Raw genomic sequence first — 16,667 nt, forward strand, 5'->3', positions numbered from 1 at the left:
CTGGCTGCAGCAGCAGCTTCAGGCCGATCCGAGCGTCAGCACGCCGGCATCCTGATAGACGCATCCAAGGGAAGGGCCTCCTTTGACATGAGTGAGTTTCACGAAAAGTCAGCTGCGCCATTGACATATGGTTCCCCCGGCATTGATCGAGGTCTGCCGTACGAAGCCCATCATCCTGCTCGCAATGCGAACCAAGACACGGGAGCTGCCCAGAGTGGGATCGTGGCCACGGCCCCGGCCGGTCAAGTTGGATATCGCCGCGAAATTGACGGCCTGAGGGCGATCGCAGTCGTTCTGGTGATCCTCTACCATTCAGGGCTTCGCGTCGCGGGCCTTGACCCCTTTGCGGGCGGTTTTATTGGCGTTGATGTCTTTTTTGTTATTAGCGGCTATCTGATTGGCTCGATTGTACAGCGGGAAGTCATGGATGGGACTTTCTCGTTCGCCAATTTTTACGAGCGTCGCGCGAGACGGATCCTACCTGCGCTGTATACCGTCTTAGCAGTAACGATCCCCTTCGCTTGGCTATATATGCTGCCGAGTGCCTTTAGAGACTATTCGGCGAGCCTTTTGGCAACCGTGTTTTCAGCCTCCAATCTATATTTCTGGCATGTTGCGAGCTATGACGCAGCCGACAATCTTTTTCGTCCATTAATTCACACCTGGAGCTTGGGGGTCGAAGAACAGTTCTACGTGATCTTCCCTTGCTTTCTTCTACTGGTGTGGAAATTTTCTCGGAAATTTTTAACAGCCATCCTGTGCATTGGGCTCGTCGTTTCGTTCATTCTTGCGGAGTGGATGACGCGGCATTTCCCGGACGCATCTTTTTTTCTACTGCCACCCCGAATCTGGGAACTAGGGTTGGGGGTGTTTCTGGCAAGACGTGAATTGACTGGCGGCCGGCTTGTGTCGATGCGCTCTTCGCGAGTCGCGCCTGCGGTCGGTTTGGCGCTCCTGATCTGCGCGGTGCCGCTGATGCGGCCGCAGTGGCACCACCCGGGACTTGTGACGCTGATCCCGGTTGCAGGAACGGCATTGCTTATCTGGTATACAGGACACGGCGATCCCATTACACGAGCGCTTTCCTCCCAACCGTTTGTATTTGTCGGTCTGATATCATATTCCCTCTATCTTTGGCATCAGCCGATATTTGCTTTCGGCAGAATGAGCGCAACCGATTCTGTCGGTGGTATGATGGTATTTTTTTGGATTTTGATGTCAATTATACTTGCCATTGCGACTTACCGCTTCGTTGAGATTCCGACCCGTAGCAGAAAGCGAACCAGCAAGCACGTTATATGGCTGATTGCCTCACTAGGGGCCGTACTACTCAGCGGGGGCGGATACTACTGGTATGTCCAAAATGGCCTGCCAAGTCGTTTTGCAGACGGCCTGGCCCCGATTGCCGCTGCATCCGATATTCGCGAGGCTCAGATCTTTCAGAACGGGAAGAGCTGTCTCAACTTTGCGCCTGAACAGGGTCCTTGTACCTTTCATGGCTCGAATCCCGAGGGCTATGCTCTTGTTAGTTTGGGTGACTCTCACGCTCGCACTCTGCTTGGTCCGATGCGAGACAGCCTCGATGACTACCGAGATATCGCCTCGTTCACACCGCTCAATCGAGGCGGCTGCGTATTTCTTCTCGGTCTGCAAAGGGTTGACGTGGACCAACCGGGTTGTCCAGGCGACTACAATGACAAGAGGCTCGACTACATAGGCAGGCTGAAGCGACCGATAGCCGTGCTCTTGTGGCGTCTCCCCATTCTCGTGGAGCAGAGCCGTTACAACAATGGCGAGGGGGGAATCGAGCCGGGCGACGATCACCCGCATTTGGCCAAGCTGGGTGAAACCGGGCCCGCCGATCCGGCTGCAGTCGCCACGGCCATTTCCCGCACCATAAACACACTTCTGGAGCGCGGGGTGAAAGTTGTCTTAGTCTATCCTGTCCCGGAGATGGGTTGGAACGTCCCGCAGGTGCTTCTCATGCGGGCCAGACGCCAGAACGATCCTGCAGCTTATATGCAGGCGGACCCGATTTCGGTTTCCTACGGGGATTTCCGCCGGCGAACGCAACGGACATACGCATTATACGATAATGTCGGATCCGATCCAAATCTCGTGCGTGTGTATCCGGAGAAGGCCTTCTGCGATCAACAGCGCTGTTTCGCCAATCGAGGCTCTCAGATTTTTTATCGGGACGATAACCATCTCAGCGAGACCGGCGCGTCCAAGCTCAACGTTTTGATCATGGACGCCATCAAAGCACGGTGGGGAAATGACCGATGACAGGCGAAGGAAGAGCCGTGGACTTTTTCGACCGGGAAGTCTTATGCGACGTCCCAGCACGGAAGCGACAAGGCTGCGCCTTGCAGTAGAGCTCGACGCTATGCCTTGCGGTGGTATATTTCGAAATACGGGTCCAAAGAGCTGGCAATTCTCTCATCCATGTAAGCGATCTCGTCTCTGTTGAAATAGTCGACATAACCGCCAATTTTGCCCCGGCGCACCTTAAAACTGTCGGGATTCGACTGGTCCGTCGGGCGCATTCTTTCGTGACCGAAAGCGTCTGCCATTTCGATCTTTCGCAAATTCTCGAAAGAGCCAAAGGTTGTCGCCTCATCGAGGATCATCTCCGGCACGCCCTGAATGCCCAGAAAATCTAGCGCCGTGCGAAGCGCCGATTTTGGAGCTTGGCGCATATGTTCGTAGGACAGCATTTGAAATGCCTTCACCTTATCGCGGTTGTGCGCCCAAGCGTTGTAGAACGCTATGATGGAATCAATGCTGCCGACATCCTGGGCAAGAAACTCACTGATCGTTCCGTCAAACACCTTCATTCGGTGCGTTGCGTCGAAATAATATGAAACAAGCACGTCTCTCGGATCCCTAACCAGAAATAGGATCTTTTTTCCTGAATATTTTGACTTATCGGCCTGGATTTCGCTGGGACGCTTAAGGTTTGGGCTGTCGTCGTGAGAAAAGCCAATGCAGGGGATGTTCGACGAGATCTTCCAGAAATGCTGGATTTCCATCGGATTCTGCAGGTTAAGGCCGTAGTGTTTGTCGATGACGCGGCCAACCATGGTGCGCAGCCACGTTCTACCGCATTTCGGGTATGAAAGCACAAAGGAGTCACGCGACCAAAAGATCATCTGGCGGCGCAACGCTCCCAGGGGACCCGAGTAGCGTATTTTCTTTGGAACGACGGCTTCGCCAAGGAAAAAGGTAGCGTCGCGAAGATTGTTCTTCAACTGTCCGAGCATAGAAAGCTTCCTCTGCTAGCGTGAGTTTGGCGCATTGGCGGCGTCAACAATGAAGTGCCCGAAGAACGGGACCGCCGGACCGAAACTCAAGCGACCATTTTAATCTCCGCCATTGTAAGCCATTGCGTCGGTGCAGCGAGACCTAGCTAGCTGGCTGGCCCGGACTGATGGGAGTACCTCTTTGGATTAACGCGGCAAAGTCCGCTTGCAGTTCCGATAGCCCCACATGCACAAAAGCATGTGTTGCTTAGAAAGCGGGTAAAGCGCCCCATAGCAGCGATAAGATCGTAGCCTCGAATCCGAACGATTGCAGGCCAACCTGTTCTTGATTGAGCAAGGGACTGGCAGGCACGGATTTGTGCCTGCGAGTTCAAACAGCCGCATCTCTTGACGCGCTCTCTTGGGGCGCGGCGGGTAAGCTTTGTCGAGGTCTAGAATGAGCCAGTCAGATCAGCCGTTTGAGGCAATCAGTCCACTGGGAGGCCAATCCCTTTTGCTGGCCACTGCGATCGCTCTCGGCCGTCTGGTCAGCAAACCGCGGACGATTGTTCATGTGCTGTCTTACTTGCGCCGGCGGGTGACCGGGCGCGCCAAGGCCGTTGGCAAGAACCTTCATCTCTACATCATCGATCTGGCCCTGGCGCTGGCGGCACTGTCGTTTGCTTCATTCATGCGATTGGGCCTTGATGGAGAATTCACCGGTCCGGAAAGCCACGCTTCGTTGCTCTTCGCACTCCCTTGCTTCCTGCTTACATGCGCCGTGGTCTTCCCGGTGACTTGCCTCTACACCCGCAACTGGCGATATGCTTCTGTCGGCGACATGCTCGGTATCGTTCGCGCGGCATTCGTCACATCGCTGGCCTTCGTGTTCCTGATGTTTGTGGCTACACGGCTCGATTCGATCCCGCGCTCGGTGATAGTGATCCAGTTCCTGTTGCTCGTGCCGCTGCTTATTTCAGTTCGCATCCGCTCCAAGCTCGTTGAGCTAAGCCGCTTTGGTCCGACTGCGAACAGAGCGAAAAACGGACGCGACGTGGTCCCTGTGCTGCTGATCGGTGCAGGCGATGCGGCCGATCTTTATATTCGCGCGCTGCAGCGGGATCCGAATGCACGCCATTGGCCGGTCGGCGTGCTCGATAATGGCGCAACGACAGAGGGCTATTTCCTGCGCGGCGTGCCGGTTCTGGGCAGCATCGAAGACTTCGACATGGTCATCGGCGATCTGGAAGGTCGCGGCATCAAGCCCCGCCACGTGATTTTCACCGAAAGGGTGCCTGGCCTCGTCGACCCGATGCTTGAAGCGCTGATCGACCGGGCCGACCGTCTGGGCATCGCTGTCTCTCGCCCCGCCCCGGTCCTGGAACTGCGCAATCCTAAATATCAGAGTCGCTTCGACTTGCGCCCCATCGAACTTACCGACCTTCTGGAGAGGCCGCAGGCGGTTCTTGATAAAGATGCGTTGTCCCGAATGATCGAAAACAGGCGCATCGTCGTCACCGGCGCCGGAGGCTCGATCGGCGGAGAGCTCACGCAGCAGATTGCCGCGCTCGGCCCCACCGAAGTGGTCCTGATCGATAACAGCGAGTACAATCTGTACGCCATCGATCTGGAATTGGCGGAGAAATTCCCGAATGTGCGCCGGAAGCCATATATCTGCGACGTACGCGACCCTGTTCGCTTGGGCGAGATTTTCCGACGCCATCGCGTTGACCTGGTCTTCCACGCGGCGGCGCTCAAACATGTGCCGATGGTCGAGTTGAATCCCTGTGAGGGCATTCTTACCAACGTCATCGGTACTATGAACGTGGCAGAAGCGACCCGCCTTTGCGGCGCCAAGGCAATGGTCCAGATATCCACCGACAAGGTTGTGAACACGACCAGTGTCATGGGCGCTACCAAGCGCCTAGCGGAACTCTACTGCCAGTCCCTGGACCTCGCCTTCACCGCCGGCGATACCCCCGTCCGCTTCATGACCGTTCGTTTCGGCAATGTTCTGGGTTCAAGCGGGTCACTGATCCCGCTATTCAAGCGCCAACTCGCCCACGGCGGTCCGCTGACCGTGACCGACATGGAGATGAAGCGCTTCTTCATGACAATACGCGAGGCGGTTGAACTGACCTTGCAGGCATCGGCCCATGGTCTGGAGAAAAAACTCGGACAGGGCGAAATCTTCGTTCTCGACATGGGTGCGCCAATCAAGATCATCGACATGGCGCGCCGCATGATCAAGCTCGCGGGATTTCGGCCGGATGAGGACATCAAGATCAAGATTGTCGGCTGCCGGCCGGGAGAAAAGCTGTTCGAGGAACTCTTCGACGAAAGCGAAAGACGTGTCGACGTTCCGATTTCCGGAGTCTTGGGCGCCGTGCCCAACGCGATGCCGCTTGACACGCTTCGCAAGGGATTTTCGCAATTGCGTCGCTTGGCGAGGGCCGGCGACACTGAGGGAGTGTTAAATCTTGTTGCGGATATGCTTCCCAGTTACCGCAGAGAGGAAGCCAAGCCTGCGGCGGCGGTGACGGCGCCCTTCGTGCCTCATGTGATCCTCGGTTCAGCCAAGGCAAGCACGCGTCCACACGAGGCGGCCGCTTGAGGCCCAGCGGGAGCGCTGCCGTGCTAAGGCATATTGCCTCGGCTCTGTTTGTCGCGCTGTCGTGCGGCACTGCACTGGCCGGGGCGCCTCAACCTCAGCCGACAGTGGCCGAGGCACGGGAGGCGGTCGAGGCTGCCGGGGCCTATTTCCGCGATCATCTCGGTGTAGCGGGAACTTATGTATGGAAATATTCCCTCGACGGCCAAAAGAGGGTGGGCGAAGGCGGTACCGTGCCCGCGAGCGTTGGCTGGGTGCAGCCGCCTGGTACGCCGGCTGTCGGCGCTGCGTTCCTGCGCATTTTCGAGGTTACCGGCGACAAGCAATGGCTTCAGTCTGCCCAGGTCGTGGCAACCGCTCTGGTCAAGACTCAGCTGGAGTCCGGCGGATGGTTTTACAAGATCGAGACCGATCCGCAAAAGGCGGCGACATGGTGCTACCGCGCACTGAAGTTGGGCGGGAATACCTGTCGCGATATCAAGGACAATCCGCAACGCAACGAGACTGTCCTCGATGACAACAACACACAGAGCGTGCTGAATTTTCTGATGTGGTTCGACCTGGCGAGCGGCGGTTCGGATCCGGACGTCCGTTCCTGCATCGACAGGGCGCTTCATCGATTGATGCGGGTGCAATACCCGAATGGGGCCTTCCCGGTCTTCTTCAAGGGAGCCGCGCCTGGGGCGGATGTAAAGGCTGCGGCCAAGGCGAGTATTCCGGCCAGTTGGTCTCACGAGTGGCAGAAGCCTGATCGTCCGCCCTATTTCATCATCAATGACAATCTTCCCCGCGATATGGGTCGTCTCTTTCTCAACGCCTACCGCACATATCACGATCCCGCATATCTCAAGACGGCGGAGAAGGTCGGTGATTTTCTCCTTGCAGCCCAGTTGCCCGCGCCACAACAGGGCTGGGCTCAGGGTTACGATCGTTCCATGCAGCCGGTTTGGGGACGCAGGTTTGAGCCGCCAGCGGTCGTCTCGCGCGAAACCGCCGGCAACATCGATTACCTGATCGAGTTGAACGAGCAAAACAGGGATGCGCGGTTGCTGCACGCGGCGACGACTGCAGCCACCTGGCTACAGGCGGCGCGCCTGTCCGACGGCAGTTGGGCACGTTTCTACGAACTCAACACCAACCGGCCGCTTTACATCGATGAGGGCGGCCAAGTGACGTTCGACGACATGGACCTCCTGAAACACTACGGCATGAAAACCGGTGCAGAGATCGAGCCGGTGTTCGCTCGGCTCGAGAGTGCAACGCGGGGGCAGAGAGTTTCACGTCAACGACTGTGGATCAGTGCCGCGGATGAGTTGAGTGCTGGCGAACTGAATTCAAAGGTGCGTCAGCTCGTCGACAGTCAGGATACCCAGGGACGCTGGGTTGAGGGCCGGTTTATCGAGGGAGAAGACTTCGTCGAGGGCGTGTTCGCCCTCGCTCGTTTCATCTCCGCGCAAGCATCAGAGCCGGCGAAATAGCTTCTATATATCGCTCGCTCTTGCCATGGGGAGACCCTGACCAGATCTTCCGGGTGCGCCGATTTTAGCCTTTGTAGGAGCTGGAAAGCTCGGCTGGTGGGCCCCTTAGATCGGCCTGCGTAGGAAAGGCCGCGAACGACCGTACTTGGAGCGAGTACCGCGAAGAAAGCGCGTGACCGTTCTTGAAGCTGGGCCGTCGCGCAAAATCGCAACACTGGGCGCCATTCCAAGCAGCAGAGGCACGAGAAAGAAACGACTGTAAAGATGTGGTAGCGCATTTGCCAGCGCCGCGAAGAGGAGAACTGTCGTCGCCGTGCAAATGGCGGATACCTTGCCTTCACGACTCCGAGCGGCAAGGATGGCGATGGTGATGCCTGCCACGAGCAGGAGCAGAAAACCGATGAATCCGGGCAGCCCTGCCTCGACCCATATGAGGAGGTAGGTGTTGTGGACCGGGGCGTGCAATTCGCTGACCTGCCGATACTGGTCGGCACCGATACCAAGCAGTGAATTATTGTCCGCTTTGCCAATGGCCTCATGGATGAGCCGCATACGGTCTGCAAACGTGCCAGCCTCATCGAGGTCACCATTCTGCAGCGCATTCAGCACGCGGTGTTGGAAGACCTCGGGCAAGAAGTCGCGGCCCCAGGTAACGGCAATGAAGAATGCGGCGAGCGAGGTCACCGCTAAAGAAATGATGCGGCGCCACGAGCCCGTCGCGACTACGAAGATGGTGACCGCAAAGACAAGGCCGATCAGGCCGGTATTGGATCCTGTCAAAATAATGCCATAACCAAAAAGCGGCAGTCCGACCCAAAGCCAGCGAGGCCTTATGCAACCTGACGCCACCAGCCACAACATTAGCGGGACAGAGAGCGCGATCAGCGTTGCGCACTCATTCTCGCGTTCCACCCAACCCTGGAAACGACCATTGCCGCTGACAAAGACGGTGCCGCGTTGCTTGAGGATGTCGATTATCACTATCCCCTGCAGACACATCACGGCGATCGAGCAAAGAAATGATTTCATCAAGAGAACGATTTCCGCCCAGGGCCTCGACACGATCATGAAGGCCAGGAGAAAGTAAGCGTACAGATATTGCGCCGAGATGATGAAGCCTCGCTGCGGATCTCCGTGGATCAGACTGCTTAGCAGCAGCATCCCGCATAGTAGGGCGATGCCGATATTCCATAGAAACGTCCCCGCGCCCAAGGGAGAGATCGAAAAGGATTTCCCGAGTATGGCTGCGAATACGGCCGCGAGAGCGAAGCCGTCGCTGATGGTAAAATAGAATGCATCAAACCGAAGAATATTGAAGGGCGTGAGAAAGACGGACGCCACGGCGAACCAGAGCCCGAGTCTCCCGGCTACCTCTGGCAACGATGTGACGGCCGGTTTGGGGCCGGGCCTTGTCCAATAATGGCGAGGAGCCCTGGCGTAGTTCATCCTCACTCCTGAATCTGCTTGAGAGTCCTTTTCGCCAGCCCTCATTGGGCCTGCAGTTCAGCCTATCTGCCAAGATAGGGCCCGGGCCGGTTACGCTATCCTTTTGGATGATGTCGCCTTTGCGGCTAAGCCTCTTGAGCGCGATTGCGGCCGCGCAACCATGTTAAAACTGTCGTCGCGGTAAGTCGCGAATTCGATGTTGGGTAGCCTCCAGGTCCGATGTGGCAGGGCCGGCTTGGACCAGTCGAAGACAAACAAAAAGGGGCGGGATCTGTGAGCTTGATAGACGACAACAGCGTGTGGAGCCGTCTGGAACCATTCCTTCAAGAGCCGATCGAGCCGTCGAAGGAACGCACTTTCGGCCCGCGCGAGCTCTACACGCTTTTCCGAAGGCGCCTCCCCTTGATCCTTGCGGTCGTGACTACCGGCACCGCTCTCGCGCTCATCACGGCTGTGGAACTTCCCAAGACGTACACCGCTCGCTCGATGATCGTTGTCGAATCCGACGATCCCAATCCTCTCGACACCGCACAAGCGCAGCCTAATCAACAGCCCGACAAGTCGCGAATGGACACCGAGGCGGATCTGATCACCTCTCGTGTCTTTGCCAGCCTGGTCGTCGACAGACTGGACCTCATCAAGGACCCGGACTTCAACACCTATCTGAAACCAGCCGCGAGCCGAGCTTCCCCTTCGGATTCGGGCCCTGGACTGCTGTCACAGGCCGTCGGCTTGATCGTCTCGATACCGCGAGCGCTATGGAGCCTTGTCGCCGGCGCCGACCCGCAGGATCCCGCGTCGCTGCCATCGAAGGGGGTTCAGCAAGATCGGGCGATTTCATCGTATCTGTCGAGCGTTTCGGTTGACCGGTCCGGAGAGAGCTCGGCGATGACGATCTCCTTTTTCAATGACGACGCGTCGAGGGCGGCCCTGATAGCCAATGCGACGGCCAAACTGTTCGTGGAATGGTCCCGGGACAACAAGCGGCAGGACATCAAGGACGCCGTTAGCTTTCTGAGGCAGCAATCGACGGAGCTTGCGTCACGGATAGCCGCCATAGAAGGCCAGATCGCCCAGTATGCGCGAGAACACGGCGTATCCAGCGATCCGCGCGATGATCTGCTGCGCGCCTCGATCCAGCAAAGCAACGAGCAGCTCAGCACCGCCAGAGGTGAATACACGCAAGCGCAGGCGCGCCTCGCCCAGGTCAGGCTGGCGGCCAAGACCGGCGACGCGGGCGCCAACGTCGATCCCCTGCTCTCATCGGACTTCCTGACGTCCCTGCGCAACGACGAAGCGACGGCGATGAGGGATCGCGCGCAACTGGCCAGCAACTACGGGCGCAATCATCCCTTGGTCCAGGAGGCGGATGCAAAAGTAGCGGCCGTCCGCGCGATGATCTCTCAGGAGATGCTGCGTACGATCGCAATCTTGGAAAACGACGTCCGCGTCAACGAAGGCAGGGTCAACCAACTCGCGAAGACTTTGGAGGAGTCCAACGAGCAACTGCGGCAAAGGAGCCTGGCGGAAGCGAAGCTTCGGGAACTGAACAACCAATTGTCGACCGAGCAGAAGCTCTACGACCTCGTATCAGGCAGGCTTGGCAGCCTCGATCCGTTTTCCGAGGCGGTCGAGCCCGGCGTGCGGACGGTTTCCGCCGCCGAGATTCCGACGAGCCCTTCCTTTCCCAAACTTCGTTTGATGACGGCAGGCGGTTTCGCCGCGTCGCTGATCCTAGCCCTGATCCTTGTGCTGACGCTTGAAAGCATGGATGTGAGAATACGCGAGTCACAACGGGTATCGAAGCTTATCCGTGCGCCACTGCTGGCGTCGATTCCGCAACTGCCCAAGAAATTCCTGCAACGCGCCACGCCCCCTCTTGAAACCTTGTTGTCGCAACCACGGTCGGCCTTCTCCGATGCCTTCCGGTCGCTGTACATGGCCTGCACCCGGATGAACGGTGGCCGGAGCAAACAGGTGATCCTGGTCAGCTCAGGACTACCACAGGAAGGCAAGACAACGACGGCCATGGGCCTCGCCGTGGCAGCTGGAATGGACGGCGCCCTGACAGCGCTGATTGATCTGGATTTGCGAACCCGCAGCATCCATAGCGCCATGCAGTTTGGGCCCGCCGACAAGACACTCAACGACTACCTACATGGTGGTTGCACCCTGGCAGAGATCGTTCAGACGCTTCCTGAAGTTCCGCGACTGGATGTGCTGGCGCCATCTGCCGACGACCAGACCTTGCCTGAATTCCTCAATTCCAGCCAATTCGCGAAATTGCTGGAGGCGTTCCGGCTCGAATACGACGTGGTGATCATCGACGCGCCGCCTGTGCTCGTCGTCGAAGACGCAATCAGGATTGCCGCCTCGGTGGATACCGTCGTGGTCGTGGCCGCGTGGGACAACACCACGCAAGAGGCTCTCTCCCAGGTTGTCGAGCGCCTGCGGTTCGCCGGCGGTCCATCGATCGGCTGGGTGTTCAACCGCGTCGACCCCTTCCGACAGGCCCGTGGTGCCCTGCGGAAAGCCTATTTGAAACGGCAGCAGATTCGTCGTTATTTTCCTGCTTGACCGCCATCGGCCGCGCGGCCGATCAGGCGCGGCCGACTATATCCCCATCGCCTCGAGCAGGGTTTGGTTCACCTTGTGAACATCGAACCGGTCTTCCGCGAGCTTTCTTGAGTTGGCGCCCATCTTTGCGGCGAGTTCCTCATCCTCGAGAAAAGCCCGCTGCGCCGAGGCGAGAGCTTCCACGTCTCGCGGCTCGACCCGGAAACCGTTCTCGCCCTCGATCACCGTTTCTTGACAGCCAGGGGCGTTGGTCGTGATTATCGGCCGACCGGTCGACAAGGCTTCCAGCGCGCTGCGGGGAATGCCCTCCCTGTAATAGGACGGCAACACGAACACGGTGGACGCGGTCAAATAGGGACCGACGTCGTGTGTTTCGCCGAGATATTCAACGGCGCCTTCCTTGGTCCACTGGTCCATTTCGGCTTTCGAGATGGAGAGGGGACTGGGATCGAAGGGCCCGAGAATCTGAAAGCGTGCAGCGCGGTACTTGGTCTTCAGGATACGCGCGGCGGCAGCAAACTCGGCAATTCCCTTTTCGCGAAGCAAGCGAGCGATCAGAAGGAAGACGGGAGGCCCTGAAGGTGGGGGGCTTGCGGCAAACAGTGTCAGGTCCACTCCTGAACCCGGGATCATGATCACCGGCGTCGTCGCAGAAACCATCCCATGGCGCCGGATGTCGGAAGCGTCGGCGTCATTGTAAGCGAAAACTGCTTCGCAGCCGACCAGAGCCGAGCGGTAGAGACCAATACTCAACCGGCGCAAAATGGTTGCGCGCAGTCCCGTCATGCTGCCGCTGAATATGAAGCCGAAGCCTGTAAAGAGCGCAAACCGGCGCGGTACACGGGCAAGGCGGGCAGCCAATCCACCATAGATGATCGGCTTCATCGTATACGCCAGGACGATTTCGGGCGCCAAGCCGCGGATGAGCTTGTAAAGCGCCTTGAGCGTTCGCAAATCGGCCAGCGGACTGGTACCCGTCCTGGCCATCGGAATCTGTCGGAAGGTCACGCCAATTGCCTTGAGACCGGCGATCGCCCGCTCATCTTCATCGGGGGCGAGCGCAATGACATCATGCCCCGCAGCGACCATGGCCTTCAACAATTCGAGACGAAAGTTGACAAGCGAACGCGTCAGGCTCGCAATGACGACGATGCGCTTGCGGCGCATCGCATAGTCCACAGGGGCGCGAGGAGAATCTCGACCATTCATGTGCACAGCAACCACCAGCCGCTCCTATCGGATATGGCGACGACGCCCTAGAGCTGCTTCGTAGAGTTCCAGGTGCCGGCCGACGTAAAGGGAAAGCGAGAAGTTCTCCATGACGCGACGACGCGCTTGTTGACCCAAGGCGCGGCGCTCGGCCGGTTCAAGGCTGACAAGCCTGATCAATCCGGCGGCCAGAGCTTCACTATCTCCCGGTGGAACGACCACGCCGCTGTCGCCGACCAGCCAGCCGGAGTCGCCGACCGCGGTAACCACCGCCGGCACGCCGCTGGCCATCGCCTCGCCTACGGCAAGGGAAAATGCCTCGCCCCAAGCCGAGCAAAGCGCGTAGACGTCGAAGCCCGGCATGAGGTCGGCGATGTCAGCGCGGATGCCCGGCGTGGTAATGCGGTCGTCTATGCCGAGCTCACGGGCGGTGCGCCGCACCGGGCCGTCGGCATGTCCCTCCCCGATAAATATGCCCTGAACGTCGTATCCCTGTTCCAGGAGCCGGCTGATGGCGCGGACCAGGCTAACCTGGTCCTTCATGGGATGGAAGCGTGCCACATGGCCGATCATCAGCCGTCCGGGCGGCAAGCCGAACAGGCGGCGCAGCTTCGCACCGGCGTCGGCCGAGGGGGAAAATTGATCGCAATCCGTCCCGTTCGGGATAACCACCCTCCGGCGCGGATCAAAGCCCAGGCGCTCGTGATCATCGGCGGCGACGCGCGAGCAATATGAGATCGCGCTGGTGCGCCTCGACAGGCGGGCCGAGAGCCGTATCAATTGGCGCGTCAATGGTTTCTCGTCGGCGAGATCTCGAACCGTGTGATGGATGCTCCAGATGACCGGCGAGAAATTGAGCCCTAGCATCGAGCCGAGCGTTGCCGCGACGTTGCCGTGATACATCCATCCGTGAAGAAGATCGGGGGCCGCCCGTCTTATCGACCGCGTCAGCCGAACGACATCGCGCGGTCGCGGCCGTTCCGTCATGTCGAGCGAAACGAGCCCCGATCTTGTATATTCTACGTTTGCAGCCACCGGACCGGGTGAAAGCAGGGACAGAACTGAAGTCGAGAAGCGATTTTGGTCGACCTGGCCAAGAAAACGGGCAAGCATGACCTGAGCGCCGCCGACGTCGAGACTGGTAATGGTGTGAAGAACACTTGTGTGCACGCAAGCTTCCCAGCTGTCTGCAACGCTCCGCCCTGAGGAAGCATTCAATCGTCCGACAGTATCCAGCCGCACCATACGTTGGTTGCAGTCGACATCCAGTTAGCCAAATTAGGTGGGAACCAGACCGAAGGTTGTCACCGCTCCACCAAAGGTATGACTCATTGTCCTCGCGCAGGTGTCGCTAGGGTCTTTGCAGGAAAATTCTATGGTGGGCTTCCATGGCATCTTATTGCAATGCGGCGCGGAGCAGGCGATCGACAGGCGCGTGGACCAGTACATTCCTTGCGAAAGCACTGGGATCCGCCAGTATTGCGATCCTTGCGGTTGCAGCGATTCTGATTTCCCAGCTTGATGCCTGGGCCGCGGCGGACGATGACTACAAGGTTTCGGTCGGCGATGTGGTGTCGTTTGACTTCATCGACGACGCGCTTCCCGCCGAACAACTCACGGTCGCCAGCGATGGCGCGATCAACATTCCGCTGATCGGCAGCTTTGAAGTCGGCGGCCTGACGGTGCCCGACGCCTTGAGTCGTATCCGTAAGGCATTCATCGAGCGTGAACTCTTCAATGACCCGCATATAGCTCTTGCGGTGGTGAGCTTCCGCCCGATCTTCGTCCTTGGGGATGTAAAGGCGCCGGGCTCGTTTCCTTACCAGCCGGCACTGAACGTGGAGCAGGCGGTGGCGCTTGCGGGCGGCCAGTCGACCGGGGGAGCCACGGCGGAGGATCGCGTCGTAACACGCGCCCGGTTGCGCGGAGCTCTTGATGAAAGCGTGGTGGAGATCGCCAAGGAGGCGGTCGCCGCTGCGCGCATCAAGGCCCAATTGGCAAACAGCGACAAGATCTCGGAACTGGATCTGCCTGCCAAGATCAAGGGCCTCATGAACGCCAACCTGCTCGCGACGCTGCTTCCTACCGAGCAGCGCATCCTTGAAGCAGATCAACATGCGCTGACGACACGTCGCAAGCAGCTCTCGGCGGGGATCGAAGAAGTGAATGTTGCCCTCGCCAATGTTCAACAGCTTTCGGACATACAAAAGACAGTGATCGCTTCGGCACAGGCGGATCTCGATCGCATCAGGGGCCTTAACAAGAAAGGTCTCGTCACAATCACAGACCTCTCGAACGCCGAGCGCGAAGCGACCACGCAGCAATCCCATCTGCTTGAAATCTACAATCAGGCATCAACGGTGCGCCGCGAATTGAGCCAGTTGCAGCGCGACCTGGATGACGCCACCCAGACCTGGACACACACGGCGCTGACGGATCTCCAGGCCCACAACTCTGAAATCGAACGCCTGATCGCGGTTCGAGAATCGACCGAGGAACAGATCCTGCTGTTGAGCTCGCTGGCCGCGGAGCAGACACGCAGCAACAACTCCATCACGTTCACCTACCAGATTCGCCGCAAGGTAAATGGCCAGACCGCCACAAAGGTGGCGACCCTCGACGATCCGGTTGCGGCCGGAGATACGATCCTTGTGTCAATAAACCGCCTGGATAGCGCCCAGGACACGACAAGCCGTTCAGCCACTACCTTGGCGACGACCTCTTCCGTCCAGGTCGGACCGTCGCAATGATCGGCCTCAGCACCCCAACAGCACGTTCCGGCGGCTGGACTGCGCGCGTTCCGCTTGGCCGGGCCATACCAAGCCGTATCGCCGCGGTGATCCTTTTGGTTCTCAGCCTGCCGCTATGGCTCGTGGCTGCTGCCATTGTCTGGGCCAGTGTCGGCCGTCCATTGTTTTTCCGCCAGTCTCGCAGCGGGCTGGAAGGTCGCCCGTTCGTGATCTGCAAGTTTCGTACGATGCACGAAGGGCGAGACGGGAATGGCATGCTGCTCCCCGACGCTTTGCGTGAGACGCCGGCCACGCGATTGATGCGCTCCGTCCGCATCGATGAGCTGCCGCAGCTTCTCTCGATCGCCAGGGGGGACATGGCCTTCATGGGGCCCCGTCCGTTGCTCCCGGCCACCATCGCCGAATTCGGCGAGCTGGGGCGTATTCGCGGCACGGTCCGCCCCGGCCTGTCCGGATGGGCACAGGTGAACGGCAATACCCGCCTCACCAACAGCGAAAAGCTGGCGCTCGACCTCTGGTATGTGCGCAACCGCAGCCTGTGGCTCGATCTGCACATACTGGTTCTGACTGTCCAAGTGGCACTGTTGGGCGAACGCGTCGACCGCCGCCATGTCGACCATGCTTTGAAGGCTATGCCCGCCGGGACGGTCCGGCCATGAACCCAGCACTCGGTCGACTTCTGGTGATCGCACCGCATCCTGATGATGAGGTCTTGGGGTGTGGCGGCACGATAGCCCGGATGGCTGCGCAAGGCGCAGAAGTTCATGTCGCAGTGGTTACGCGAGGCAGCCCGCCCGCCTTCACAGAGGAGATGACGGAACGGGTTCGCAGCGAGGCCAAGGCGGCGCATGCCTGTTTGGGCGTGCAACAGACGCATTGGCTTGATCTGCCGGCTGCGCAGATCGCCGAGACGCCGCACGCGACGCTCAACAGGGCGCTGCTGACCCTGTTGCGGGATGTCGTGCCGGATACGTTGCTCATCCCTTTCGTCGGTGATGTGCACATGGACCACCAGCTGATCTTCCTGTCATCGCTGGTAGCGGCTCGCCCGACCCAATCTCAATATCCGCGGACGATCATGGCTTACGAGACCGTCTCCGAAACGAACTGGAATGCCCCCTATGTGACGCCGAGCTTCGTGCCGAACGTCTTCATAGACATCGCATCGACGCTGGACCGCAAACTCGAAGCTGCGTCGATGTTCGCCTCACAGATCAGAGATTTCCCGCATGAGCGTTCGATCGAAACCTTGCGGGCGCTTGCGATCGTCAGGGGCACCGCCGCCCATCTGAGGGCGGCCGAGGCCTTTGTCCTTCTGCGAAACGTCATTTGAATTCTAGCTGGAGTATTCTGC

11 protein-coding genes are annotated in these 16,667 nt (G+C 58.9%); 7 read left to right on the forward strand and 4 right to left on the reverse strand.

The genetic code is table 11. The features are described from left to right. Positions 1–87: 87 nt before the first annotated feature. Positions 88–2,286, forward strand: a complete 2,199-nt coding sequence (locus LB545_RS20995; protein WP_140625474.1) for an acyltransferase family protein — start codon at positions 88–90, stop codon at positions 2,284–2,286. Between the two features lie 98 nt (positions 2,287–2,384). On the opposite strand, the gene LB545_RS21000 is transcribed toward LB545_RS20995, so the two are convergent. Beyond that, complete coding sequence (locus tag LB545_RS21000) at positions 2,385–3,263, reverse strand: sulfotransferase domain-containing protein (RefSeq protein ID WP_140498436.1); 879 nt, start codon at positions 3,261–3,263, stop codon at positions 2,385–2,387. Between the two features lie 436 nt (positions 3,264–3,699). Here LB545_RS21000 and LB545_RS21005 point away from each other — a divergent pair, with 436 nt between their 5' ends. Both LB545_RS21005 and LB545_RS21010 read left to right on the forward strand, forming a co-directional pair. Next, positions 3,700–5,856, forward strand: a complete 2,157-nt coding sequence (locus LB545_RS21005; protein ID WP_140581293.1) for a nucleoside-diphosphate sugar epimerase/dehydratase — start codon at positions 3,700–3,702, stop codon at positions 5,854–5,856. A 20-nt stretch (positions 5,857–5,876) separates the two neighbouring features. Then, entirely contained in the window at positions 5,877–7,331 is a 1,455-nt protein-coding gene (locus LB545_RS21010) for a hypothetical protein (protein ID WP_140557994.1), read from the forward strand. A 105-nt stretch (positions 7,332–7,436) separates the two neighbouring features. On the opposite strand, the gene LB545_RS21015 is transcribed toward LB545_RS21010, so the two are convergent. After that, the gene (locus tag LB545_RS21015) at positions 7,437–8,777 is read right to left on the reverse strand and encodes an O-antigen ligase family protein (RefSeq protein ID WP_181165376.1); all 1,341 of its coding nucleotides are present in this window, start codon (positions 8,775–8,777) and stop codon (positions 7,437–7,439) included. Positions 8,778–9,056: 279 nt separating this feature from the next. On the opposite strand from LB545_RS21015, the gene LB545_RS21020 reads away from it, so the two are divergent. After that, positions 9,057–11,354 carry a GumC family protein gene (locus tag LB545_RS21020; protein WP_181169651.1) on the forward strand — a complete coding sequence of 766 codons (2,298 nt, stop codon included), beginning with the start codon at positions 9,057–9,059 and terminating at the stop codon, positions 11,352–11,354. A gap of 36 nt (positions 11,355–11,390) precedes the next feature. On the opposite strand, the gene LB545_RS21025 is transcribed toward LB545_RS21020, so the two are convergent. Both LB545_RS21025 and LB545_RS21030 read right to left on the reverse strand, forming a co-directional pair. Next, on the reverse strand, positions 11,391–12,521 hold the full coding sequence (locus LB545_RS21025) for a glycosyltransferase family 4 protein (RefSeq protein ID WP_140498441.1): 1,131 nt from the start codon (positions 12,519–12,521) through the stop codon (positions 11,391–11,393). A 66-nt stretch (positions 12,522–12,587) separates the two neighbouring features. Then, positions 12,588–13,808, reverse strand: a complete 1,221-nt coding sequence (locus tag LB545_RS21030; RefSeq protein ID WP_140498442.1) for a glycosyltransferase — start codon at positions 13,806–13,808, stop codon at positions 12,588–12,590. Positions 13,809–13,951: 143 nt separating this feature from the next. Here LB545_RS21030 and LB545_RS21035 point away from each other — a divergent pair, with 143 nt between their 5' ends. From LB545_RS21035 to LB545_RS21045, 3 genes are read left to right on the forward strand one after another with little or no spacing between them, the layout of a single operon-like run. After that, on the forward strand, positions 13,952–15,313 hold the full coding sequence (locus tag LB545_RS21035) for a polysaccharide biosynthesis/export family protein (RefSeq protein ID WP_140498443.1): 1,362 nt from the start codon (positions 13,952–13,954) through the stop codon (positions 15,311–15,313). Next, entirely contained in the window at positions 15,310–15,972 is a 663-nt protein-coding gene (locus LB545_RS21040) for a sugar transferase (protein WP_140498444.1), read from the forward strand. The genes LB545_RS21035 and LB545_RS21040 overlap by 4 nt, the downstream gene beginning before the upstream one ends. After that, entirely contained in the window at positions 15,969–16,646 is a 678-nt protein-coding gene (locus tag LB545_RS21045; RefSeq protein WP_140498445.1) for a PIG-L deacetylase family protein, read from the forward strand. The genes LB545_RS21040 and LB545_RS21045 overlap by 4 nt, the downstream gene beginning before the upstream one ends. The last annotated feature ends 21 nt before the right edge of the window (positions 16,647–16,667 follow it).

It is taken from the genome of Mesorhizobium sp. BR1-1-6, from assembly GCF_020165355.1.
Classification (GTDB): domain Bacteria; phylum Pseudomonadota; class Alphaproteobacteria; order Rhizobiales; family Rhizobiaceae; genus Mesorhizobium.

What these genes read in the sequence shown, in the direction of transcription:
- LB545_RS21025 (WP_140498441.1), bottom strand. Translation starts at nt 12,521, where the DNA reads ATGCGCCGCAAGCGCATCGTCGTCATTGCGAGCCTGACGCGTTCGCTT.
- LB545_RS21015 (WP_181165376.1), bottom strand. Translation starts at nt 8,777, where the DNA reads ATGAACTACGCCAGGGCTCCTCGCCATTATTGGACAAGGCCCGGCCCC.
- LB545_RS20995 (WP_140625474.1), top strand. Translation starts at nt 88, where the DNA reads ATGAGTGAGTTTCACGAAAAGTCAGCTGCGCCATTGACATATGGTTCC.
- LB545_RS21045 (WP_140498445.1), top strand. Translation starts at nt 15,969, where the DNA reads ATGAACCCAGCACTCGGTCGACTTCTGGTGATCGCACCGCATCCTGAT.
- LB545_RS21000 (WP_140498436.1), bottom strand. Translation starts at nt 3,263, where the DNA reads ATGCTCGGACAGTTGAAGAACAATCTTCGCGACGCTACCTTTTTCCTT.
- LB545_RS21035 (WP_140498443.1), top strand. Translation starts at nt 13,952, where the DNA reads ATGGCATCTTATTGCAATGCGGCGCGGAGCAGGCGATCGACAGGCGCG.
- LB545_RS21040 (WP_140498444.1), top strand. Translation starts at nt 15,310, where the DNA reads ATGATCGGCCTCAGCACCCCAACAGCACGTTCCGGCGGCTGGACTGCG.
- LB545_RS21030 (WP_140498442.1), bottom strand. Translation starts at nt 13,808, where the DNA reads ATGGTGCGGCTGGATACTGTCGGACGATTGAATGCTTCCTCAGGGCGG.
- LB545_RS21005 (WP_140581293.1), top strand. Translation starts at nt 3,700, where the DNA reads ATGAGCCAGTCAGATCAGCCGTTTGAGGCAATCAGTCCACTGGGAGGC.